The organism is Flavobacterium pasteuri (assembly GCF_048286615.1).
GTDB lineage: Bacteria > Bacteroidota > Bacteroidia > Flavobacteriales > Flavobacteriaceae > Flavobacterium.
Map to the genome: position 1 here is coordinate 161,997 of NZ_JBLVPN010000008.1, position 24,609 is coordinate 186,605.

General features: G+C 32.9%; 24 protein-coding genes. 7 read left to right on the forward strand and 17 right to left on the reverse strand.

Features of this window, described 5'->3' with window-relative positions; genetic code table 11:
• The first annotated feature begins 77 nt into the window (after positions 1-77).
• A complete protein-coding gene (locus ACNQF6_RS13050; protein WP_417966342.1) occupies positions 78-416 on the forward strand; it encodes a DHCW motif cupin fold protein in 339 nt (112 codons plus the stop codon).
• Positions 417-669: 253 nt separating this feature from the next.
• On the opposite strand, the gene ACNQF6_RS13055 is transcribed toward ACNQF6_RS13050, so the two are convergent.
• Positions 670-2,133, reverse strand: coding sequence for an aminoacyl-histidine dipeptidase (locus tag ACNQF6_RS13055; RefSeq protein WP_417966343.1), 1,464 nt, complete (start codon positions 2,131-2,133; stop codon positions 670-672).
• A gap of 109 nt (positions 2,134-2,242) precedes the next feature.
• Here ACNQF6_RS13055 and ACNQF6_RS13060 point away from each other — a divergent pair, with 109 nt between their 5' ends.
• Positions 2,243-3,304 carry a DUF3810 domain-containing protein gene (locus ACNQF6_RS13060; protein WP_417966344.1) on the forward strand — a complete coding sequence of 354 codons (1,062 nt, stop codon included), beginning with the start codon at positions 2,243-2,245 and terminating at the stop codon, positions 3,302-3,304.
• Positions 3,305-3,365: 61 nt separating this feature from the next.
• Here ACNQF6_RS13060 and ACNQF6_RS13065 read toward each other — a convergent pair whose 3' ends face one another.
• Positions 3,366-4,670, reverse strand: a complete 1,305-nt coding sequence (locus tag ACNQF6_RS13065) for an NAD(P)/FAD-dependent oxidoreductase (RefSeq protein WP_417966345.1) — start codon at positions 4,668-4,670, stop codon at positions 3,366-3,368.
• Positions 4,671-4,972: 302 nt separating this feature from the next.
• On the opposite strand from ACNQF6_RS13065, the gene ACNQF6_RS13070 reads away from it, so the two are divergent.
• Together ACNQF6_RS13070 and ACNQF6_RS13075 are read left to right on the forward strand one after the other, a co-directional pair.
• On the forward strand, positions 4,973-5,476 hold the full coding sequence (locus tag ACNQF6_RS13070; protein ID WP_099714727.1) for an RNA polymerase sigma factor: 504 nt from the start codon (positions 4,973-4,975) through the stop codon (positions 5,474-5,476).
• A complete protein-coding gene (locus tag ACNQF6_RS13075) occupies positions 5,473-6,105 on the forward strand; it encodes a hypothetical protein (protein WP_417966347.1) in 633 nt (210 codons plus the stop codon). Before ACNQF6_RS13070 ends, ACNQF6_RS13075 begins: the two co-directional genes overlap by 4 nt.
• A gap of 73 nt (positions 6,106-6,178) precedes the next feature.
• On the opposite strand, the gene ACNQF6_RS13080 is transcribed toward ACNQF6_RS13075, so the two are convergent.
• Complete coding sequence (locus ACNQF6_RS13080) at positions 6,179-6,988, reverse strand: lysophospholipid acyltransferase family protein (protein WP_417966348.1); 810 nt, start codon at positions 6,986-6,988, stop codon at positions 6,179-6,181.
• 137 nt (positions 6,989-7,125) lie between these two features.
• Positions 7,126-7,767, reverse strand: coding sequence for an NUDIX hydrolase (locus ACNQF6_RS13085; protein ID WP_417966349.1), 642 nt, complete (start codon positions 7,765-7,767; stop codon positions 7,126-7,128).
• A gap of 94 nt (positions 7,768-7,861) precedes the next feature.
• Here ACNQF6_RS13085 and ACNQF6_RS13090 point away from each other — a divergent pair, with 94 nt between their 5' ends.
• Positions 7,862-8,302: a DUF4268 domain-containing protein gene (locus ACNQF6_RS13090; protein ID WP_417966351.1), complete on the forward strand. Its 441-nt coding sequence runs from the start codon at positions 7,862-7,864 to the stop codon at positions 8,300-8,302.
• 193 nt (positions 8,303-8,495) lie between these two features.
• On the opposite strand, the gene ACNQF6_RS13095 is transcribed toward ACNQF6_RS13090, so the two are convergent.
• From ACNQF6_RS13095 to guaA, 11 genes are all read right to left on the reverse strand, one after another.
• Positions 8,496-8,906: a hypothetical protein gene (locus ACNQF6_RS13095; protein WP_417966352.1), complete on the reverse strand. Its 411-nt coding sequence runs from the start codon at positions 8,904-8,906 to the stop codon at positions 8,496-8,498.
• Between the two features lie 11 nt (positions 8,907-8,917).
• Complete coding sequence (locus ACNQF6_RS13100; RefSeq protein ID WP_417966353.1) at positions 8,918-9,862, reverse strand: NAD(P)H-dependent flavin oxidoreductase; 945 nt, start codon at positions 9,860-9,862, stop codon at positions 8,918-8,920.
• 12 nt (positions 9,863-9,874) lie between these two features.
• A complete protein-coding gene (locus ACNQF6_RS13105) occupies positions 9,875-11,491 on the reverse strand; it encodes a S8 family serine peptidase (RefSeq protein WP_417966354.1) in 1,617 nt (538 codons plus the stop codon).
• A gap of 129 nt (positions 11,492-11,620) precedes the next feature.
• A complete protein-coding gene (mnmA, locus tag ACNQF6_RS13110; protein ID WP_417966355.1) occupies positions 11,621-12,808 on the reverse strand; it encodes a tRNA 2-thiouridine(34) synthase MnmA in 1,188 nt (395 codons plus the stop codon).
• Between the two features lie 72 nt (positions 12,809-12,880).
• Positions 12,881-13,594: a toxin-antitoxin system YwqK family antitoxin gene (locus tag ACNQF6_RS13115; RefSeq protein ID WP_417966356.1), complete on the reverse strand. Its 714-nt coding sequence runs from the start codon at positions 13,592-13,594 to the stop codon at positions 12,881-12,883.
• An 86-nt stretch (positions 13,595-13,680) separates the two neighbouring features.
• Positions 13,681-15,585: a membrane protein insertase YidC gene (gene yidC, locus ACNQF6_RS13120; protein ID WP_417966357.1), complete on the reverse strand. Its 1,905-nt coding sequence runs from the start codon at positions 15,583-15,585 to the stop codon at positions 13,681-13,683.
• Positions 15,586-15,651: 66 nt separating this feature from the next.
• Positions 15,652-17,265: a CTP synthase gene (locus ACNQF6_RS13125; protein WP_417966358.1), complete on the reverse strand. Its 1,614-nt coding sequence runs from the start codon at positions 17,263-17,265 to the stop codon at positions 15,652-15,654.
• Between the two features lie 152 nt (positions 17,266-17,417).
• Entirely contained in the window at positions 17,418-17,651 is a 234-nt protein-coding gene (locus ACNQF6_RS13130; protein WP_099714715.1) for a DUF3820 family protein, read from the reverse strand.
• A gap of 86 nt (positions 17,652-17,737) precedes the next feature.
• Positions 17,738-18,139, reverse strand: a complete 402-nt coding sequence (locus tag ACNQF6_RS13135) for an OsmC family protein (RefSeq protein ID WP_417966360.1) — start codon at positions 18,137-18,139, stop codon at positions 17,738-17,740.
• Complete coding sequence (locus tag ACNQF6_RS13140) at positions 18,139-20,091, reverse strand: PBP1 and LysM peptidoglycan-binding domain-containing protein (protein ID WP_417966361.1); 1,953 nt, start codon at positions 20,089-20,091, stop codon at positions 18,139-18,141. Before ACNQF6_RS13140 ends, ACNQF6_RS13135 begins: the two co-directional genes overlap by 1 nt.
• A gap of 129 nt (positions 20,092-20,220) precedes the next feature.
• The gene (guaA, locus tag ACNQF6_RS13145; RefSeq protein ID WP_417966362.1) at positions 20,221-21,750 is read right to left on the reverse strand and encodes a glutamine-hydrolyzing GMP synthase; all 1,530 of its coding nucleotides are present in this window, start codon (positions 21,748-21,750) and stop codon (positions 20,221-20,223) included.
• 186 nt (positions 21,751-21,936) lie between these two features.
• Here guaA and ACNQF6_RS13150 point away from each other — a divergent pair, with 186 nt between their 5' ends.
• Positions 21,937-22,464 (forward strand): hypothetical protein, encoded by a 528-nt coding sequence (locus tag ACNQF6_RS13150; RefSeq protein WP_417966363.1) that lies wholly within the window; start codon positions 21,937-21,939, stop codon positions 22,462-22,464.
• A gap of 25 nt (positions 22,465-22,489) precedes the next feature.
• Here ACNQF6_RS13150 and ACNQF6_RS13155 read toward each other — a convergent pair whose 3' ends face one another.
• Together ACNQF6_RS13155 and ACNQF6_RS13160 are read right to left on the reverse strand one after the other, a co-directional pair.
• Positions 22,490-23,185, reverse strand: coding sequence for a hypothetical protein (locus tag ACNQF6_RS13155; RefSeq protein WP_417966364.1), 696 nt, complete (start codon positions 23,183-23,185; stop codon positions 22,490-22,492).
• Positions 23,186-23,304: 119 nt separating this feature from the next.
• The gene (locus ACNQF6_RS13160; RefSeq protein WP_417966365.1) at positions 23,305-23,910 is read right to left on the reverse strand and encodes a hypothetical protein; all 606 of its coding nucleotides are present in this window, start codon (positions 23,908-23,910) and stop codon (positions 23,305-23,307) included.
• 285 nt (positions 23,911-24,195) lie between these two features.
• On the opposite strand from ACNQF6_RS13160, the gene ACNQF6_RS13165 reads away from it, so the two are divergent.
• Positions 24,196-24,606, forward strand: coding sequence for a RidA family protein (locus ACNQF6_RS13165; RefSeq protein WP_417966366.1), 411 nt, complete (start codon positions 24,196-24,198; stop codon positions 24,604-24,606).
• The last annotated feature ends 3 nt before the right edge of the window (positions 24,607-24,609 follow it).

The following is a 24,609-nucleotide window of genomic DNA, read 5'->3' on the forward strand; positions in this document are numbered from 1 at the left end:
AGTAGTTGGGGATTTTTTCTTTTAAAGCACTTAAATTCGAGTTCTCAACGCAATTAAATAATCTAAAAATAAATTCTATGTCTATCATACCTTTCCAAACTATCAATTGGGATTCAATAGAAAAGACCGAACATATCGGGATAACAGGAATGGCGCATTGGCAAACGATACAATTAGGCGGACTTAGAATTCGAAAAGTAATATATTCCAAAGATTATCTAGCAGATCATTGGTGTCAAAAAGGACATATTGTGCATTGTCTTGAAGGTGATTTTATTAGTGAATTAGAATCAGGAGAACAAGTCCAACTCTCTAAAGGAATGACTTATGTGGTTTCAGATGACGCCAGTTCTCATCGCTCAATAACTGCTAATGGAGTTGAATTATTAATCATAGATGGGGATTTTTTGAAATAATATTTAAAATAAATCAAAATATTATATACATTTACTTACACCAAAATTAAAAACAAAATTAAATACCTATATCATGGCAAAAAGTCAAGACGCTAAGAAGACCGTAAAAAAAGAACCTTTAAAAACGGCTAAAGAAAAGAAAGAAGAAAAAAGAGATAAGAAAAATAGTCCTAAAAGAGACTAATTCTTTTTTATAAAAACAAACCCTCGTTTATTGCTAAACGAGGGTTTTATCTTTTACTAAAATTCAAGATTATTTCACTGGAATATTAGCTAAAATCTCCAATACAAATTTCCAGAATTTCTGAGAAGAAGAAATACTTGCTCTTTCATCAGGAGAATGTGCACCGTGAATCGTTGGTCCAAAAGAAATCATATCCATATCTGGATAATTCGTTCCCAGAATTCCACATTCTAATCCTGCGTGACATGCCACTACTTTTGGTTTTTCGCCGTTTTGTTTTTCATAAATTGGAACTAAAACATCTAAAATCTCTGATTCAGAATTTGGTGTCCAACCTGGATATGAACCTGAAAATTCCACTTCACAACCCATTAATTCAAAAGCGGAACGCAAAGCATTAGCCAAATCAAATTTGGAGGTTTCAACCGAAGAACGTGTTAAACATTGTACCGAAAGCTGTCCTTCGCCAACAATTACTTTAGCGATATTATTAGATGTTTCCACCAAATTATCAAAATCAGCACTCATCCTATAAACACCATTATGAGCCGTATACATTGCTCTTACAAAGTAAAACTGAGCAATTGAAGGCATTACTTTAGCAGGAGTTGCATCCATTTTTTCAAAAACAACTTCTAAAGTTGGTTCTGTTGTTTTTAACTCCGTTTTGATTTCGTTTACAATTTGCTGCATGTCAAAAACAAAAGCTTCATCATACACTTCGGCAATAATTACTTTTGCTTGACTTTCACGCGGAATCGCATTACGCAGACTTCCACCTTTTATTTCGGAAATTTGTAAACCAAAATTATCAAAACCATCAAATAACAATCGGTTCATGATTTTATTGGCATTACCTAAGCCTTTGTGAATATCCATTCCGGAATGCCCGCCTTTCAAGCCTTTTACAGTAATCGTATATCCTACAGATCCTTCTGGAGTTTCCTCTTCATCATACTCAGCAGTTGCTGTCACATCAATTCCTCCAGCACAACCAATGTCGATTTCATCATCTTCTTCCGTATCCATATTCAAAAGAATTTGACCTTGCAGAATTCCTCCTTTTAAGTTCAACGCCCCTGTCATTCCTGTTTCTTCGTCAATGGTAAACAAAGCTTCTATAGCAGGATGCGGAATATCTGTACTTTCTAAAATTGCCATGATAGCCGCAACTCCAAGACCGTTATCAGCACCAAGAGTGGTTCCGCGAGCACGAACCCAATCCCCATCAACATACATATCGATTCCTTGTATATCAAAATCAAAAACGGTATCCGAATTTTTTTGATGCACCATATCCAAATGTCCTTGAAGCACTATTGCTTTTCGGTTTTCCATTCCTGCAGTAGCCGGTTTTCGGATAATTACGTTGCGAATTTCATCTTCGAAAGTTTCTAATCCAAGGCTTTCGCCAAAGTTTTTCATGAACGCAATCACACGCTCTTCTTTTTTAGAAGGACGAGGTACAGCATTCAAATCGGCAAACTTGTTCCAAAGTGCTTTTGGTTCCAGATTTCTTATTTCCTGACTCATTTATTTTTGTTTGAGGTTTAACATTTACAAAGCCCAAAGTTACAAAGTTTAAATTCCTTACAGTAGTAATTGATATTGTAATTATATTTACACTATTAAAATTCATCCTGTGCGAACAAAATATTTCCTTTCCTTCTTTCTTTTTGTCCAAATACTAATTTTACAGGTTCTACCTTATTTTCCGCTACAAGTAGAACAATTTTACAGTAAAGGTTTTTATCCGATACTTTCAAAATTTTCAAGATTAGCACTGGGCAGCATTCCATTTTCTTTGGGGGATTTAATGTATATTATTCTTATTGGTTTTATTTTAAAATGGTTTTGGAACCAACGAAAATCATGGAAATTAAAATGGAAAAGCAATATATTATCCATATTAAGTTTCGTTTCTGTGTTCTACTTCTTGTTTCATTCACTGTGGGCGTTTAATTATTACCGCCAACCGCTTTTTGAAAAAATGGAAATTAAAAAAGACTATTCAGATGCTGATTTATTGGCTTTTACCAAAAAGTTAATCACTAAAACAAACGCCATTCAAAAACAAATTACAAAAAATGATAGTTTGAAAGTAGTATTTCCTTACTCACAAAACCAGGTTTTTAAGATGAATTTGAATGGATACAAAAAACTAGCTGAAGAACATTCCCATTTTACTTATAATCATTTAAGCATCAAAAAATCACTTATCAGTTTACCTCTCACATACATGGGTTTTGGAGGCTATTTGAATCCGTTTACCAATGAAGCGCAGGTTAATTATTTGGGTCCAATGTACAGTTTCCCAATGACCACGAATCATGAAATGGCACACCAAATAGGTTTTGCCAGCGAAAGTGAATGCAACTTTATTGGCTTTTTAGCATCCATAAAAAATGAAAATGCATACATTCAATATTCAGGCTACAGTATGGCTTTGCGTTATTGTTTGGGCAATTGGCAAGTTCGAGACGAAAAAATTTTTAAAGAACTTCTAAAAACAATTCATCCCGGAATTTTAAAAAACTATAAAGAAAGTGAGCATTTTTGGAAACAGTATGACACTATAATTGACAAAGGTTTTCATGCTTTTTACGATAGATTTCTAAAAATAAATCAGCAAAAAGACGGTTTAGAAGGATACAGTAAATTTGTCAATTTGATGGTGAATTATTACAACGATAAAGAGTTATAAATGATTAGTTATGGAGTTATGAACAAGACCTTAAAACTTATCATTCATAACTCATCATTTTCTATACTTCATCACTCGTAAATGTTGTAAAACTTTTCTTTTTGTACGGTCTAATGATTAATCTTCCTTCGCGATCAAAACGAATGTAATTGTAGACCCAATTCATAAATACGACAGCTTTATTTTTGAAGCCAATAAGTGAAAATAAATGCACAAACATCCATACAAACCATGCAAAAACACCATTGAAATGGTATTTAGGCAAATCGACAACCGCTTTATTTCTTCCTATGGTTGCCATAGAACCTTTGTCATTGTATTCAAAAGCTTCCATAGGTTTATTTTCAATTAATTTTATTAAGTTTTCACCCAATAATTCCCCTTGTTGCATCGCGGGTTGCGCCATCATGGGATGTCCTTGCGGATAGGTTTCGGATTCCATGGAAGCAATGTCTCCTACTGCAAAAATGTTTTCATAGCCCACTACTTGATTGAATTCATTGACACGTATGCGTTCAACTTTTTCAACCAAAGATTTTCCATCTAATCCGGCAACAAGAGCGCCTTGAACACCTGCTGTCCAGATTACGGTGGCAGTATCAAATGACAAATCGGAATTTGTGGTTATAGTGCGTCCGTCATAATTAGTTACTCGGACGTTTTTCCAGATTTTTACACCCAAACTGGTTAGAAATTTTTCGGCAGCTTGAGAGGATTTCTCACTCATGGTATTCAGGATTCTGTCGCCACTTTGAATCAAATTAATTTCCATTTTGGCAATATCAAGATCCGGATAATCTTTTTGCAGAATGGCTTTTTTCATTTCGGCTAAAGCTCCCGCAAGCTCTACTCCTGTTGGTCCGCCACCTACAAGTACAAAATTGATAAGACTGTTTTGTTCCGCCACATCGATGGTTAAAACAGCTTGTTCAAAATTTTCAAGAATCAGACTGCGGATATTTAGCGATTGCGGTATGGTTTTCATAGCCATACTGTTGCGCTCAATTTCTTTGTTGCCAAAATAATTGGTTTTGGAACCCGTGGCAATCACGAGATAATCATACCTTAATTCTCCAATTTCGGTAATTATTTTTTGATTTTTAGTGTCTATTTCTTGGACATTGGTGAGTCTGAAATAAACGTCATCGTATTCCTGAATTACTTTTCGGATTGGATACGCTATAGAACCGGCTTCGAGACCGCCTGTAGCTACTTGATATAATAAAGGCTGGAAAGTATGATAATTGTGTTTGTCTAAAAGGACGACCTGAACTTTTTTGTTTTTTAGTTTTTTGGCTAATGCAATTCCCGCGAAGCCTCCTCCTATAATTACTATTCTGGGTAAAGTTGAATTTGGGATGTTCATGTTTGTAAAAAAGTTCAAAATTGTTAAAAACCAAAGATACAAAGTTTTCTATTGTTGCATTTCATCAAATAGTATCGAAATTTTTATTTGTTTTAGAAATGTTCTTCTGAAAAAAAAGTCTTTGTTAACCCCGATGGTCCCGAAGCTTCGGGAGAAATCCTTTATTTTTCTCATTTGTTCAGAAAAATAAAGATTGTAATGTACAGCGGGACAAATCATAATTATGAAATGAATACTGTTGTGCTACTAAAAAAAATGTACTACTTTGTAACAAAAACCAGCATTGACTTACTAACGTATATATGAGTGATAATTTAGAACATTCTTTTGTAAAGCAGTTGCAGGAAAATCAGAATATAATCCACAAAATTTGTAGGTTGTATACTAATGGCGATGATGCACATAAGGATTTGTTTCAGGAAATCACGATTCAGTTATGGAAGGCTTTTCCAAAATTCAGGGGTGACAGTAAATTTTCTACTTGGGCCTACCGAGTCGCGCTGAACACAGCGATTACTTTATACCGAAAAACAAAACGATCCATAAATACTATCGAATTTGAAGGGCGACAACATTTCCTGAATGATGTGGAATATGATTATGAGGAGGAGGAACAATTAAAACTAATGTATAAAGCAGTTTACCAATTAAATGACATTGAAAAAGCATTGATATTTATGTATCTTGAAGACAAAGATTATCAGGAAATATCAGAAACATTGGGAATTAGTGAAGTAAATGCAAGGGTGAAAATGAATAGAATAAAAGGGAAATTAAAAAAAATATTAAATCCATTAGGCGTATGAAAGAGTTGGATTTATTAAAAAAAGACTGGCAGAAGAGTGATAATTCTTTTGAGCAGGTATCAGAAATCGAGATTTATAAAATGATACATAAAAAATCATCTTCGATTGTGAAGTGGATTTTGATTATTAGTATTCTAGAGGTTTTATTGTGGACGTGTTTGAGTTTTTGTTTTGACTCAGATGGGTACTTAAAAAACATCCAACATTCTGAATTAATTAGCTATTTTGAGCTACTAAATTATGCCAATTATGCTGTAATTTTGATTTTTATTTATTCTTTTTATAAAAGATATAAAGTAATATCTACAATTTCTACAACCAAACAATTGATGCAGGATATCCTGAAGACCAGAAAAACAGTTCAATATTATGTTTGGTATAATTTAGGAATGTTAGTGTTTAGTTTAATCGTAGGATTTATTATTGCTTTTGCCTACAATCCTGAAATGGATGCTTTCAAGCAGCAAATAAATAGTAGTGCTAAGATTATGGCCATTACAATTGGAGTTTTAAGTATTTTTAGTTTTGCGTTATTTGGCTTACTTTGGTTATTTTATCGAGTATTATATGGCACTTTACTACGTCGTTTGTATGCCAATTATAAGGAACTAAAGAAAATAGATCTTTAACCAAGAGAAAAGTCTTAAAATTCAACGTCATATAATATTGAATTTTAAGACTTTTGACTTTATGACTATATTTTTAATATTCCCATTTTCTTAATCGGTTCAATTCTTCTTGCTCCTTTATAATTTCAGATGGAATAACTTTTAAAAATGAAGGATGTTGCTCAATTGCATATTCTACTTTTTCTACAATTTCCTCGATTGTATCGTTATCGTAATCAATATCAAGAGGTTCTTTTATAATAAAAGATTGCAGGATTCCCTTCTTCTTCATGCGTAGTCCCTTTTTATCAAACGAGCGACGAAAACCATCTATAACAATAGGCACCACAATAGGTTTATGCTGTTTTATAATGTGCGCTGTTCCTTTACGAACCGGTTTAAACGATTTTGTTGTCCCTTGTGGAAAAGTGATTACCCAACCATCGGCTAGCGCTATTTTTATGTTTTCAGTATCATCCGGGTTAATGTCTTTTTTCTCCTGAACATCAACTCCTTTAGCACGCCAAGTACGCTCCACAGAAATTGCTCCGGCATATGCCATAATTCTTGGCAATAATCCCGCTTGCATAGTTTCTTTAGCAGCTACATAATAGATATTCATTTTAGGTTGCCATAAATAGCAAACATTTTTGATAGTATCATCGCGACCGCTCAAACTCGCATTAAAAACATGGAACATAGCAACGACATCCGCAAAATAGGTTTGGTGATTAGAAATAAAAAGTACGTTGTTATCCGGTAAATTTCTAATAATTTCCGAACCTTCAATTTGCAACTCATTAAATCCTCTATACCGTCGATGCGTCATGGCTCCGAAGATTCGGATTAGCCATTTTTTTATAAATAATAGGTGTCCGAAAGGATTTCTCTTCAACAATCCCATAAAATTGTGTGTTTTTTTGTGAATTTGGATTACAAACTTACGAAATTTATATTTGAAGTTGGTCGCTGAATTCAACAGAACTATTTGAAAATTACAACCAATTAATAGGCCCTTTTCTAACTGTAACATTTTATTTCTTACCCTAAAACCTCTTTTAAAACTTCTTTTAACTCACTCAACATCATCGCTGTAGCACCCCAAACAACATGCTCCTCAATTTTGAAAGCAGGAATACTGATGTTATCAGCGTAAGATGTTGACAAATTTGTATCCACTACAAGTGCATCGTCTAAGAAAACCGACAACGGCAATTCGATAATATTAGCCACTTCCGAAGGTTGTGGTACAAACACCAGTTCTTCTTTACTGATACCCAAAAAAGGGTGTACCATAAAATTACTTGGCGGAATATATAATTCTGTAAACGGTTTAAGAATTTCTATTTTATCCGGATGAATCCCTACCTCTTCATGCGTTTCCCGAAGTGCCGTTTCGGCAAAATTCTCATCTTCTAATTCGTATTTTCCTCCTGGAAATGCAATTTGTGCCGAATGAACCCCTTTATAGGAGTTCCGGACAATCAATACCAAATGCGTAGTGTCGTTTTTAGGATAAAAAAGCATCATTACAGCTGCAATTCTGGGCTTTTTATCTTCAATGTTGCTGTTTTTTAAGCTTTCTAATCGCTCTAAAGGCGCCATTTTTATATGTGCGTCAAAAGCTGGAAGCCTTGCTTCAATTAATTTAGGAACATACCGTAAAAATTCTTGAAAATCCATAATCAAAGTCTATTTTTGCATATAAAATAGCATATAAATATAGTTTAGAAAATACAATTGCGCAAGTTTTTCTAAAACCAAAAAGTCATCACAAATGTACAGCAAAGAAGAAACACAAAGATTAAAACGAGAATTCTGGGTTGCATTCGCAGAGAAATATCCAAGAAAATGGGTATTATACGATACTAAAATCAAGGATTTTTCTTTTAAGTTTTATGTAGACAATAAAAAAGCTCAAGTTTTAATCGATATTGAACATCGAAGTGATGAAAAAAGAATTGCTTATTTTGAAAAACTGGAAGCACTAAGAAATATTCTCGAAGAGGATTTTATAAAAGACTTGATTTTCGAAAAAGACTATACACTGGAAAGTGGCAAAACCATCAGCCGAATTTGGGTTGAAAAATTAGGAGTTGGTGTTAGTAATCGTAACTATTGGGATGAAATATTTGACTTCTACAATGAAAAAATGAATGCTCTTGAACTGTTTTATTTAGAGTACGATGATTTTATAAAAGACATTGAAAAGCTTTAATGACATTAATCAAAATATAGTCCAATATTTCTTTGTCTCATCGAGCGCAGTCGAGATGCAATACAGGTTCTCGACTGCGCTCGAACTGACAAATTAGAAATAAAAATATAAATTAGAAAGCCATTCACTATTAAAAAAAGCATTAATTTGAACGATTTAATTATTCAAATTAATGCTTTTTTTATCTAATTCATCACATATTGAAAATGTTATACACAATAATCCGATCTTCATAATTGATATACAATTGCTTCCTATTATCCTGTTTTTTTCTGGTGATGATAGAAACAGTACAGTCTAATCCTTCATTGTCCTTACAGGTAAAAGAATAAACAATATCAGTATCATTCTCTTCGATAGGCTGATAATCTATTATTTCAAATAATTGAATGATTTGAGAATAGACTACTATTCTATTTTTATCAGTATCTAATGTAACTAAAATATTGACCAAATCTAAATCAGACCATTTACCCCATTTCCCTTTTTCAGTTTTTTCTAAAACACTAAAGCCCGAAGTTTTAAACTTATAATTTTGGCCAAAGGAATGCTGTAAACCCATCACTAAAAAAAATAATACTATATATATTTTTGTCTTTATCATTCCTTAATAAATTAAAAATCGAAATTAATTATTTCTTTTCTTGCTGTGTCAAAATCAGTTATCATTTCTTGAATAATACCTTCTGCTGATTTTATGTCGTGTATCAATCCTGCTATTTGTCCTATCTCTAATTCCCCTTCGATTAAATCACCTTCAAACATACCGCGTTTCGCTCTTGCTCTTCCTAACAAACCAATAAGTTCTTCTTTGGTTGGACATGTTTCATACAATTGCTGAATATCCTTATAAAATTTATTCTTAATCAATCGAACAGGAGCAAGTTCTTTCAAAGTTAGTTGTGTATCGCCCTCTTTAACATTTACAATCGTTTCCTTAAAATTCTCATGTGCAGATGATTCTAATGATGCTGCAAATCTACTTCCTACCTGAACTCCGTCAGCTCCCAAAACCATCGTTGCAAGCATACCACGACCAGTTGCTATACCTCCAGCGGCAATTAACGGAATAGTGATCTTTTCTTTCACCATAGGAATCAGTGTAAGCGTAGTCGTTTCTTCTCTACCATTGTGCCCTCCAGCTTCAAAACCTTCAGCGACAATTGCGTCTACACCTGCATCTTGTGCTTTTAATGCAAAAACAGAACTGCTAACGACATGCACAACAGTTATACCATTTTCTTTCAAATAAGAAGTCCAAGTTTTTGGGTTCCCAGCCGATGTGAAAACAATTTTTACACCTTCATCAACGATAATTTTTATGATTTCTTCGATATTGGGATACAACATCGGAACATTTACTCCAAAAGGTTTTGAGGTGGCCTTTTTACATTTTTGAATGTGTTCACGCAAAACTTCAGGATACATGGATCCTGCTCCAATCAATCCTAAACCTCCGGCATTACTCACTGCACTTGCTAATTTATAACCACTATTCCAAATCATTCCTCCTTGAATAATTGGATATTTAATCTTAAAAAGTTCTGTGATTTTATTCATGTAGTATTAATGCTATAATTTCTTAATTATTTTTCCAGTTTTAGAAAAACCATCTGATTCCATTTTATAAAGATACACTCCTTCATGCAGAGATTTCAATGAAATAATAGATGCTTGCGGTGTGATTTTTTGTTCTAAGACTTTTTGACCCAAAATGGAATAAATATATACTGTTCCCATATCAAATGTTGAAGGTAAAGAAACCGAAACAGTGTCACTGGCAGGATTGGGATAGAGTAAAAAATCATCTTTAGAAAAAGATTCTAAATTCAACTGGTTGCTTACTGCCAATGCAAAATCAGGAATCCCAAATCCATATTGATTATTTGGATTCGAAAATTTATCCGAGGATTTCAATACTAATTCTCTAATTTCCTTATTTGTTTTTTGAGGAAACGCCTGCCATAAACAAGCTATCATTCCAGCCATTATAGGACTTGAAAAAGAAGTTCCATTAGCAGTCACGATATTTCCGGCTACATCAGAGACTATAGCTGCTTGTCCTTGTGCCATCACATCTGGTTTTATCCTTCCGTCAAAAGAAGGACCTACTGAACTGAAAGAAGTCAATACCTCTGAAGAATTTACTGCACCTACAGCAATTACTGAAACAGCATCAGCAGGAGTTGCAATATGTGGCTCTGCTGTACCGCCTGAATTACCCGCAGATGTTACTACAATCATACCTCTGCTAAATGCAATTTCTGCACCACGGGAAATAAATGCATTTGTACCATTTATTTCACTATATGTATGACTATACGCATCATTATCGTAATCAAAATACCCCAAAGAAGTATTAATAATATCAACTCCTAAACTATCTGCTCTTTCTGCCGCTTCAACCCAAAGTGATTCTTCTACAGGATTTTCTGAGGTATCATCTTCGGTAATAAATAAATAATAAGATGCATCTGGTGCCGTTCCCACTAACGAATTTTCTTTATAACCACCCATCGAAGAAAGCACCAAAGTTCCATGTGAAACTCCAGTATAAAAATCCGGATTTCTTAATACAAAATTATAGCCTCCTAAAATCTGGTTGTTAGCTCTTAATCTTTGAAAAGGCTCAGCTGTATTGACTCCAGGAAATCCACCATCCAAAACCGCTATTATTTTACCGGAACCGGTAAAATTCTGTTGGTGCAGCTTTTGACCGTTAAGCATCTGGATTTGATTCGATGAAGTGCCATAAGCATATTCAATTTTGGTTTTCTTAATTTTATTTACCTTTTTTATTTTTGAAATCTTCGCTATTTTTGAAGTTTGATTCAGTGATTTATCCGCAAAATCAACTTTACTGACAAAAGAAAGCAGTGCTAATGAATTTATATTTGCTTGTGATCCTCGAACATGGACTGCATTCATCCATTTGGATTTTGCCATGACAGTAATCCCAGTAGCTAATTTTACTTGATTAATAAAGGATTCCTCAACTGGAACATCTTTAAAGTCTAAAGCAATATTCTGAGTAGTTCTTCTATCTAATGCTCTTTGACTAAGCATTTCCAAAGGTGTATCTAAATAAAATTGGGAATTGGGCTTTGCATTAAAATATACCCAAGCGTCTTGTTGTGAAAAAGCAACTGAAGTAATCAGTAAAAAAAGAAAAATGTAGGTTTTTTTCATAGTGACTTTATTTTTTTAATCCTAAAAACTTCAACTATCGCTAGGATTGAATCATTATTATTTTTTACGAACTATTTACTTCGAGAAAAGCATTTGTTCTTAGACTTTTTTTATAAATAAAGTACTAAACTAAGAAATAACTCCCGAACCAACTAATTCTTCTCCTAAATACCAGGCTGCAAATTGCCCTTCTGTTATTGCAGATTGCGGTTCGTCAAAAGCTATATACATTCCGTTTTCAAATTGATGCAAGGTGGCGCTTTGCAAAGGTTGTCTGTATCGAATTCTAGCCATTACATGCATAGTTTCTCCATTGGCCAAAGCCAAATCTTCACGAATCCAATGCACTTCATTTTTTTCTATAAATAAGGCTTTCTTGAACAATCCAGGATGTTGACTGGTCAATCCAGTGTAAATAGTATTGGTTTCCACATTAGTTGCGATAATAAACAATGGATCTGTTGTTCCTCCTACATTCAGTCCTTTCCGTTGTCCAATAGTGAAATAGTGAGCACCTTGATGTTTTCCTACTACTTTCCCCATATCTGGAGTGTACGGGATTTTTCTAGCATCGGATAGCAAACTATTTTCTAAAGTTAATTCGGCTTCTTGTTCAAAACTGTAAACAGGATCGTTTTTGTCAATTTGAACAATAACTCCGTCTTTTGGTTGCAATTTTTGTTGTAAAAACTCTGGCAAACGCACTTTTCCAATAAAACATAATCCTTGGGAATCTTTCTTGTCAGCAGTAATCAAATCCATTTGAGCCGCTATCTCACGAACTTCCGGTTTTGTCAATTCTCCGATAGGAAATAATGATTTTGCCAATTGCTCTTGTGATAATTGACACAAAAAATACGATTGATCTTTATTCGTATCGGCACCGGCTTTAAGTTGATAAACCGTTTTTCCATTTACTTCGATTTCACTTTTTTGGCAATAATGTCCGGTAGCCACATAATCAGCACCAAGACTTAAAGCAATTTTCATGAATACATCAAATTTTATTTCGCGGTTACAAAGTACATCAGGATTTGGAGTACGCCCTTTTTCATATTCGTTGAACATATAGTCCACGATTTTCTCTTGGTATTCTTTACTTAAATCAACCGTTTGGAAAGGAATTCCTAACTTTTCAGCAACTAATAAAGCATCGTTACTGTCTTCAAGCCACGGACATTCATTAGAAATAGTAACCGAATCATCATGCCAATTTTTCATAAAAAGACCTATGACTTCATACCCTTGTTGTTGCAATAAATAAGCAGCAACACTTGAATCTACACCTCCAGAAAGTCCTACAACAACACGCTTCATCTTCAAAAAATTATAATTTTACAAGGATGCAAAGTTACAAAAGATTTACAACAGTATTTGTTAAGTATAAAGTTAATTATTTTTGGATTTTGTCGCATTTTCAGGAAAACTCATATTCGTTTCTTTTACCAATTTCCCTTTTTCAAAAAACTGCCAAATTCCTGATTTTTTACCATTTACAAACTGCCCTTTAGAGACCACATTCCCATTTGTATCGCTGAAAATTGCTAAGCCACTGTAGATATTATTTTCAAACATTGACTCTTCTAATAAAACTCCTTTTTCAGTATATTTTTTATAAAAACCATTCTTCAAATTGTTTTTATAACTGATTTCTTCTGCAATTTTACCACTGATATAAAAAACGGTACGCAAACCTTCCAACTTTCCATTAACGTAATTCTCTAATGTCATACTGTTTTTTGAAGCATGGTGGTAGTACTTCCATTGTCCTTCAAATAACTTATTGACCACTTTACCTTCACTTACTTTATTCTTATTCTGGTCATAAAAAATGGTATACGCTGAATTATCTTTTGCATTAAATTCTCTTGTAGCAATTATGGATTTAGCTTTGGTATCATCGTAAAAATTAAAAATCCCAATTTCTTTTCCGTGATCAAAAGTCCCTTCATATCTGGGTCTTTTTGACTCCTCATAAAACCCTTTCCAAACTCCGTGTTTTTTACCTTTTTCATCTAGCTTATTGAAATCTGTTTGCGCATAAAGACAAAACACATTCAAAAACATTAAAATAAATATTCCTTTTTTATAAAATGCCTTCATAATTACTTTTTTATAATAACGAATTTGGATTGCTTAAATTATATGTAAATAAAAAAATCTCGAAATATATCGAGATTTTTTATTTATTACTTTTTCTTTTGTTGTGCTTTTTGAGCTTCAGCTTGTTCCATCACTTCTTGTAGTTTTTTCTGGAACTTACCTTGTTTTTTCGGCTCTTTCAATTTATTTTCTTGAATTTGAGCATGAATCTTGTCACTGTCGATAAAGTATCTTTTGATGACAATCATAATCCCAATGGTAATTAGATTAGAAATAAAGTTATACAAACTCAATCCCGCACCATAACTATTAAAGAAAAACAACATCATGATTGGCGATACATAAATCATGATTTTCATCATTTTTGCCATATCTGGCATTCCTTCTTGTTGCGGAGCCGCCATTTGCTGGTCACCAGATGTCATTTTCATATAGAAGAAAATTGCTATCGAGGCAAGCACTGGAAACAAACTGATGTGATTTCCGTAAAAAGGAATATAGAAAGGCAATCTAATTATTTCATCAAAAGAAGATAAATCATCTGCCCAAAGGAAGCTTTTTTGTCTTAACTCAAAAGCCGATGGGAAAAACTGAAATGAAGCGTACATAAAAGGAAGCTGAATCAAGGCTGGGATACATCCCGCCATAGGATTTACACCTGCTTTGTTGTATAATTTCATTGTTTCCTGTTGTTTCTTCATTGGGTCTTTTTTGAATTTTTCTCCCAATTCAGTAATCTCAGGTCGCAATACTTTCATCTTGGCTTGTGACAAGAATGATTTGAACGTAATGGGCGACATTGCTAATTTTATAATTATTGTAAAAATAATAATAGCAATTCCGTAAGCTATATAAGTACTTAAAAATCCGAATAATGGAATAAAAATAAATTTATTGATCCATCCGAAAATACCCCAACCTAAAGAGATAATTTTTTCTAAATTTTTATCATAATGACTTAAAGTCTTGTAATCTGTTGGTCCAAAATACCAACTCATTTTATGATCTAATTCTCCATTTGCAAAAGCTAATGGGATATTTGCTTTAAATTGCTTCGTAAAAACAGTATCGATTTTATCATCTTTAACCAAATTATCCGACTTAACTTTAGCAGTTTCGAAAGGAGTTTTTGATAATAGTATCGTTGAGAAAAAGTGCTGTTTGAAAGCTACAAAAGTTGCTTTTTCAAGATCTGATTCTTCAGATTGACCTAAACCAGCGTAATCAACTTTTCCTTCTTTATGCTCAAAATAAATTTCAGTATAACGGTTTTCATAAGATACACTTTTCTCATTTCTAAAGGTTTTCAAGCTCCATTCTAAATCCAACGGTTTAGCTGTATTTAAAACTTTGTTTAATCCTTGAGAATGGATATCAAAACCAATCATATAATCGTTTGGTTTTAATATGTATTTGTATTCCAAAAATTCATTAGCTCCCGCTTTCAACTTCATGGACAAAACTTGATCTGCTCCAACTTTTGTCAAAGTAGGTTCAAAATACAAATCTTTAGAATTTAAAGTACGGTTATCACTGGTAAGCAATTGTACATTTAAATTAGCATTATTGTCTTTTATCAATTCAACTAATTGTCCGGAACCTTTCTTGAATTTTTCAAACTTTTTCAAAGTGGCTTCAACAATATATCCCCCTTTATTGGCAATTTTTAATTTAACCAATTCGTTTTCAATAGTTGTAAAACCAGCTGTAGCTGAAGGAAGTGTAGCAGAATAAGCAAAATTCCCTAATGTTTTTTGCAATTGGGCCAATTGTGTAGAATCTCCGGTTGCTGCAACGGCAATAGTAGCTTTTGCAACAGTTTTCGCCTCTAATTCTTTGGCTTTAGCTTCTCTAATCAACAACTCTTTTTGTGCTTTTTCAGCTGCAACCACTTTTGGGTCAGGTTGATTTTGGTACATGATGAATACCAAAATACCAAAAATTAATGCAAAACCGATAATCGAATTGAGGTCGAATTTTTTTTGTTCCATTATTATATTTAAAAAAAGTTTAATCTATTAGTATGAACTTTGAAGAATTGTTTCAAAAAACAACAACTATTTTTTCTTTGCCTGAACCGCTGCTGCTACGAAATTCACAAAAATAGGATGCGGATTCGCTACTGTACTTTTATATTCCGGGTGGTATTGTACTCCAATGAAAAATGGATGATTTTCTATTTCTATAATCTCAACCAATCCTGTATCTGGATTCACACCTGAAGCTATTAATCCTGCATTTTGCAATTGCGCTACATAATTACTATTGTACTCATAACGGTGACGGTGACGTTCCGAAATAGTCTCTTTCCCGTAAATTTTGTATGCCAATGAATCTTGTTTTATATCACATTTCCATGCTCCAAGACGCATTGTTCCTCCTTTATCAGTAATCGTTTTTTGCTCTTCCATAAGGTTTACAACCGGATGGGAAGTATGCTCATTCATTTCAGTAGAATTTGCATCAGCATAGCCTACAATATTTCTTGAAAATTCTATAATTGCCATTTGCATACCCAAACAAATTCCGAAAAACGGCACTTTATTTTCACGGGCATAACGAACTGCTTCGATTTTTCCCTCAATTCCTCTTTCTCCAAAACCAGGAGCAACAAGAATTCCGTCTAAACCGGCTAATTTCTCGTTTATGTTTGTGGCGTCAATGTGTTCTGAATGAATAGAAATCACATTAACTTTGGTTTCATTTGCTGCACCTGAATGAATGAATGCTTCCAGAATAGATTTGTAACAATCTTGCATTTCTACATATTTACCAATCAAACCGATGTTTACAGTATGCTTTGGATGTTTCAATCTGCGTAAAAAAGTATTCCAGTTTTTCAAATCTGGAGCCGCTTTTTTAGGTAAATCTAATTTCTTTAATGCAACTACATCAAGTCCTTCTTCCAACATTAAATTTGGCACTTCATAAATCGTCGAAGCATCAATAGATTGAATAACAGCTTCTCTTTTTACATTGCAGAATAATGCTAATTTATTTCTTAGTTCTTCAGAAATTTCATGCTCTGTTCTACAAACTAAAATATCCGCTTTAATACCACTTTCCATCAACGTTTTAACGGAATGTTGTGTCGGTTTTGTTTTCAATTCTCCTGCGGCAGCCAAATAAGGTACCAAAGTAAGATGAATCACAATTCCGTTGTGCTCTCCTAATTCCCAAACTAATTGACGAACAGATTCTATGTAAGGTAACGATTCAATATCTCCTACTGTACCACCAATCTCTGTAATAACAATATCATAATCACCTGATTTACCAAGCAATTGCATTCTATCTTTAATTTCATTGGTAATATGAGGCACTACTTGTACCGTTTTACCAAGAAATTCTCCTCTTCTTTCTTTTTCAATAACCGAAAGATAAATTCTTCCAGTAGTAACATTATTCGCCTGAGAAGTAGGAACATTCAAGAAACGCTCGTAATGTCCTAAATCTAAATCTGTTTCTGCTCCATCATCAGTAACATAACATTCCCCATGTTCATAAGGATTTAATGTTCCTGGATCTACATTAATATAAGGGTCAAACTTTTGGATAGTTGTACGGTACCCTCTGGCTTGTAACAATTTTGCCAATGATGCTGCTATGATTCCTTTCCCTAGAGAAGAAGTCACACCGCCAGTGACAAAAATATATTTCGTTTGATTCATTCTGTTGTTGTTTGTGTTGTAGTTGAGTAAAAAACTTGGCAAAAATACAATTATAAATTGAGAAAAAGCTAATTTGAAAATGAGATAATTTTGAAATTTAAGAATTATTAAACGTTCCAATTTAAAATTCAGAACATTATTGAATTCATAAATTAAAGTGGTTTAGGGTATCTTTTTTTAATATTTCGTATCAATTCCTCTAATCCGTTCAATTTTAGCTCATATATCAATTGAAGCTGCTGCCCTAGCTCCCCTTTCGGAAATCCTTTATTGCTATACCAAACCACATAATATTCAGGCAAGTCAATAAGATACTTTCCTTCGTATTTACCAAAAGGCATTTTAGTATGAGCAAGTTTGATGAGTTGTTTTTGGTTTTGATCCATTTTTTTGAAGAAAAAAAAGAAAAAGAGACAAGAAGTAAGCTTTATTTAATAGTCTTACTCCTTGCCTCTTTCTTCTCTACTCTATTTTATTTCCAGTTAAAAATAATACGTTTTTCGATTTCACTATTTAAACTAAGAAAAACAGGACAAGTCATAGCAACTCTTTCCAGAATAGTTTTATTCTTTTGATCCGCTTCTCCATACATTTCAAAAGTAATTTCGATTACACCGATACGTCTTGGTTCGGCATTCATGATTTTAGTAACTTCAGCAGTGGAGCCTTTCAAATCAACTTCTAAATCACGTGCTTTTATTCCCATTACCGTCATCATACAACTTGCCAAAGAATTGGCTACGGTATCCGTTGGAGAAAAAGCCTCGCCTTTCCCATTATTGTCTAGTGGAGCATCTGAAATAATTTCATTTCTTGATTGTAAATGAATGGAAGAGGTTCTTAAATCCCCTAAGTAGGTTACTTTTGATGTCATTAGTTTGCTTCTTTTATAGTTAAATCAGTGTCATAATATAAGATATACACCCCTTTATTAATATAACCACCGTCTTCTTTTTTGTAAAATTCGAACTTATTATCTACTTGCTCTGTAGCTGTAGTTTCAATCGTTTCTTGATATTTCTTGTCTTGTGACAATCGCATCATAGTATCAAAAGTAATATCAAAACCTCGAGTTGCAAATGCACTAGGATAAATTTTGTTTTTCTTTTTAAATTCTTTTTCGAAAACTAAAGCTTCAGGAGATTCGTTTTCACGAGTAACAGAAGGATACATTAATTTCAATTTTGTTAAATTCACAAAACTAATTTCGTCTGTATCTAAAGTTTCATTTGGCTCCAAAATAACCAATTGTACCCTATAAGCAGCCATAGCACCTAACATAGTTGCCATTGTTGATTTAATCATTCCGGTATTTCCGGTTTCCATCACTACATAGTTTATTTTATCTTTTACAAATAAACTTTTCAAATTTTCAGCAGATACACCACCATTTGCAGTAAGCACTGAAAATTTTACATCTTTATGATTCTCTTTAATAAACTGTATAACCGATTCTTTTTTCTTATCAACTACCGCAATAATATTCCCATTCTTAGCTCTCATGAAATCGAACATAGCATTTTTAACCGCTGTGACAGTAGGAATCGTTTGAAGCATATTACTAAACGAATTACCTGTATCCTTTGACAAAGGTGAAATAACCGGTACTTCATTTGCACTTAATAATTCGGCTGTTTTCTCTACATTATTTTGATAAAATGGCCCAATGATAGCATCGGAATTTTCAAGATTATTTTCTTTAATAATTGCAACAATATTAGAAGTGTTTTTAGTTTCCTGAGAATCAAACACACTCACATCTATAGCAAGTCCAAGTTGTTTAGCCGAATCAATCGCTACCAAAGCTCCTGCATAAAAATCTAAAGTCATGTTCAAGAACTTGTCTTTTTTCAAGCGCATGGAAGTCGAATTGACCGTATCGCCCTCAATTTTTGAAATATTGAAAGGCAAAAGCAATACTAATTTTTTCCTACCGTTACTTTTCTTTGAGATTACAGCGTATTCTTTTTTAGTTTCCTGTGGGATACTAATCGTTGCCGGAACTTTTAAAATCATTCCTTCTACAACACCTTGAGATAAAGCAGGATTAAGAGTAATTAATTCTTCCTGACACATCCCTACCATTTTTGATAAACTATACAAGGTTTCTTTTGGTTTTACCGTGTAATTCAAATAATTGACTGCAGTAGAAACTTTTTCGGGACTGGCTTTTACAATTTCTTTTTTAGCTTCAACCACTGTGGCAGTTTTATCCTCTTTTTGTCTCGAAGTTTCGGGAGTTCCTTTGATAATTAATTTATAACCAATAGGCAAATTCGTAACTATTTCAGGATTTTTTTTCTCTAATTCTTCAATGGTAATACCGTATTTTTTAGCAATAGAATATTTGGTTTCTTTTGGAAGAACATCGTGATATACTGCTTTTGTTAGTACTGAAGAAGTATTTTTTTGTCCAATGTCGGAAGGAATAGTAAGAATTTGACCAATTTGCAATCCATCTTTTTCCAAAAAAGGATTTGCTTGTTTTAGCGCTTCGTCAGAAACACCATATTTTTTTTCGATTCCATACAAGGTTTCTTTTGGAGCTACTTCATGGGTAATCGCTTTCGCATTTGCCTTAGTTTGAACCGCTACTTTTTGTTTTCCGTTGCTTTTTGGAATCAGCAAAACACTATTGGGTTTTAAACCACTTAGCGCATCTGGATTTAATTGGTAAATATCATACGGAGTAACGTTGTATTTTATTGCAATCTGACTGATTGTCTCTCCTTTCCCTACTTTGTGCGTAGTCGTTTTTTCTTGTGAAAAAACGCTGTAATTAAAAAACAAAACCGTTATACAAATCGCAAAAAAATATTTCATCATTTTTATTTATAAAATTATTCAATCATTAATAACGGAACGGTATCAAATTTTATTCCAAAAATCTGATACCGTTTTATAGAGAACATTAAAAACAATGATGTTCAAATGATTACATTAAAATCTAAATTATTATTCCCACTCAATAGTTGCTGGCGGTTTTGAACTAATATCATACACCACTCTATTGACTCCTTTTACTTTATTAATGATATCATTAGATACTTTCATCAAGAAATCATACGGTAAATGCACCCAGTCAGCGGTCATACCATCTGTAGATTCTACTGCACGAAGCGCAATCACTTTCTCATAAGTACGCTCATCGCCCATTACACCTACACTATTAACCGGAAGCAAAATTGCACCTGCCTGCCAAACTTTATCGTATAATCCCCAAGATTTCAATCCTTCGATAAAAACAGAATCTACTTCTTGTAAAATTCTAACTTTCTCCGGCGTGATATCTCCTAAAATTCTAATAGACAATCCTGGTCCCGGGAAAGGGTGTCTTCCTAATAATTCTGGATCAATTCCTAATGAAGCTCCTACTCTACGCACTTCATCTTTGAAAAGCATACGAAGTGGTTCTACAATTTTTAATTTCATGTAATCAGGCAAACCTCCTACATTATGATGTGATTTAATAGTCGCCGAAGGTCCTTTTACCGAAACTGATTCAATAACATCAGGATAGATTGTTCCTTGTGCTAACCATTTTACATCTTCTATAAGGTGTGATTCATCATCAAAAACTTCGATAAATACACGTCCAATAATTTTACGTTTTGTTTCCGGGTCGCTTACACCTGCTAATTCAGATAAAAAACGATCTCCGGCATCTACACCTTTTACGTTTAAACCCATTCCTTTATATTGATCTAATACATTTTGGAATTCGTTTTTACGAAGTAAACCATTATTTACAAAAATACAGTATAGATTTTTCCCAATAGCTTGATGCAATAAAACTGCCGCTACTGTAGAATCTACTCCACCAGAAAGACCGAGAACTACTTTATCGTCTTGTAATTTTTCTTTTAATTCTGCCACCATTTCTCCAACAAAAGCATTTGGTGTGAAATTTTGAGGAACTTCTGCTATTTTTACTAAAAAGTTTTCCAGCATTTTTGATCCATCCGTAGAATGGAAAACTTCAGGGTGGTATTGAATTGCATAAGTTGTTTCACCTTCAATTCTATACGCTGCAAATTCCACATCATGTGTACTTGCAAGCTTTACTCCATTGGTTGGTAATACCTTAATACTATCACTATGGCTCATCCAAACTTGGCTGTTCTCTGAAACACCTTCAAAGAAAACTTCATTCTCTTTTATGAAAGACAAATTAGCTCTACCATATTCTCTCGTGTTCGAAGCAGCTACTTCACCTCCACTAAAATGAGATAAGTATTGCGCTCCGTAACAAACGGCTAATAAAGGTAGTTTTCCTCTAATTTGAGATAAATCAGGATGTGGCGCATCTTCTCCTCTAACAGAAAAAGGGCTACCTCCAAGAATTACTGCTTTATAAGATGATAAATCACTCGGAAAATGATTGTATGGGAAAATTTCGCAGAATATATTTAATTCGCGAACTCTACGCGCAATAAGCTGTGTATATTGCGATCCGAAATCTAAAATAAGTACGTTGTGTTGCATGCGCAAAAATACTTTTTATATTTTGAATTGAAAAATTGATTTTTGAAAAATATTCTTTTTATTTGTCTCACCTCAATTATTGTTCTAAAATCAAATCAAATAGCCTAAAAAAAACCCTTACGCTATAATTTACGTAAGTGAACTTAAGGATTCTAAAAAATTAATTTAAAATAAAACAACATCTAAATGAGAACAAAAATTTATTTATCAATAGTAACAGTAATGCTTTTAATTACTTCGTGTAATGTGATTGATGATTTATTGACTTTTTCGATAGACAATCAAACAACTTTTAAAATTGAAAGTGGATTTCCTCTTGGCACTGCTTTTAATGTGGTTACTCCAGATGTTACCACAAACTCAAGCTCCACTTTTGAAAACAACAACACCAAAGCTGAATTAGTAAAAGATGTAAAATTAACGGAGTTAAAATTGACCATCACAGATCCTAGCAATAAGTCATTCAGTTTTTTAAAATCAATTCATTTATACATATCAACTGATGCAAATGATGAAATAGAATTGGCTTATTTAGATGAAATTAATTCGACTTCAAATACCATAAATCTAACATGTACTTCACAAAAATTAGACAAATACATCAAAGCATCTTCATACAAAATAAGAACAAAAGCAGTTATTAAAGAAAGTTTGACACAAGATATAACGGTGAAATCTAATATGAAATTCAAAGTTACCGCTGATCCATTTTAAGAAATCAGCGATACTAAAATGCTTTTTATTCTTTAACAATTATAAACTTTCCTTTTACTCCTGCATCCCAATTTTCCCAAAAATCAGATTTAATAAATTTTCCTTCTGCATCATAAATCTGGAATTCAGCTGTATTTCCTCCTAACAAACCTTTGTTAAGAGCTTCAATTTCAAACGTGTTTATTCCTTCTTTAAAAAATATTTTAAATTCCTGATAATTTTCTTTCATTACTAATTTTTGTTCGGTAACAACACCATTAAGTGACGCTCTGGCTAAATCTCCATCAATCTGTCCAAAATCACGAAATTTAATTACAAAATATTTTGATTTAGTTCTAATTTCTCCAAAATTGACATCAATTTTAACTAAAAATCTAGAATCTTCCTTCAAACCCTGCTTGACTAATGTTTTATCTAAATCCTTTTCCATTTTATCCATATAGACATCTCCTGGATTAATAAAATCATTTTTTGGAGTCATGTTTATAGTATTTTCTTCTCCAATTTTCAATACTGAACTTGGGGTTTTAATTTCAGGACTTTTAAAAACATTTGGAGTATAAATTGGCGGTATATCAGTTTCAGGTGGAACTGTTTTTTTTATTTTAGGGGCATTATTTTTAAGTGGAATTGCTTTAAATTTTTTACTAAATTCAATCTGACTATAGCTTTTTGAAGAAATACCAATACTAATTATTATAAAAAAAAGAATCTGTTTCATAGTAAGAGAATATTGATAAGTCAATATTTATTGAAAATTTAAAACTAAAAATAATATTTAAACGACAAAAATAATATAAATTAATTTTATTTATTTATTGAATTTAAAAAAGAACATTCCTAATCTTTCATCAATATTAAGGTCCCTTTGAAATCTGTCCCAAGATTCCATTGACTGGCAGAAATAATACCTCCCTTATCATCAAACACTTGAAATTCTGCTGTATTAGGAGGCGCAAATCCTTCATTCAATGCCTCAAAATCAATCTTATTAATCCCTTTTTCTAATTTTATCTCAAAACCTTTAAAATCCCCATCCAAAACCACCTCATAATCTACTACTTTATCGTTTAAATATACTCTAATCTTATCGCCATCAACATAAGCAGCATCGCGATATCTTACTTTTGCTGTAAGAGAACCCGTTTTAAAAGTTCCCAAATTTTGGTTTCGTTTATAAGTAACAACAGCTGAATTTTCTGGTTTTTTAATAATTTTATCTGGATTTATAAAATTAATTTTTGGTACATCTAGAGAAACGTCTTGTTTCTTTATAACTTTTTGACTTGTTTTTTTTGGCTGATCTGCTTTTGGAGGTGTTTCTTTTTTAATTTTAGGAGCATTATTTTTAAGTGGAACGGGTTTAAATTTTGAACTAAATTCATTCTGAGCATATCCACTTAAGGAGATGCTTATTGCAATCATTAAAAATAAAATCCTTTTCATAACTTTTTTTAAATTAGTTTATCAGTGCTTGTAAAATTTTAAAATTAAAAAACGAATCATATGTGATGACTAATAATAGTATAATTTAACTTTCATTTATAACATTCAATTTTTAAATTTATTGCCTTCTAGAACATCTAAAATTCTAACAATTCTCAACAAAAATTGAAGTTTTTATTTAAAAATTACTGTATTTAATTTCAGTAATTTTTATAAATTGCAAATATTATGCCACACCAAAAATTGCATTTAAATAATGTAAAATAACACCTAAATACAATTAAAATGAAAAGAGAAAACATATTAACAGGTTCACCTTGGGAAGATAAAATGGGATATTGCCGTGCAGTACGCATTGGGAACATCATTGAAGTATCTGGAACGGTTGCCATTGTTGATGGTGAAAAAGTAAAAGCTGACGATGCCCATGCCCAAACACTAAACATTTTAGAGCGCGTAGAAAAAGTTCTGGAAGACCTGAATGCAAGTATGAAAGACGTCATTCGTACCCGCATCTTTACTACTGATATTACTACATTTGAAGCCATTGCGACTGCTCACGCCACGTTTTTTAAAGACATAAAACCAACCACAGGTTTCTACGGAATTAATCAACTCGTAGCACCTGAATATTTAGTTGAAATCGAATTTACCGCCATAGCCTCTGAAAAACCATTAATTCAAGAAGGATTATAATAC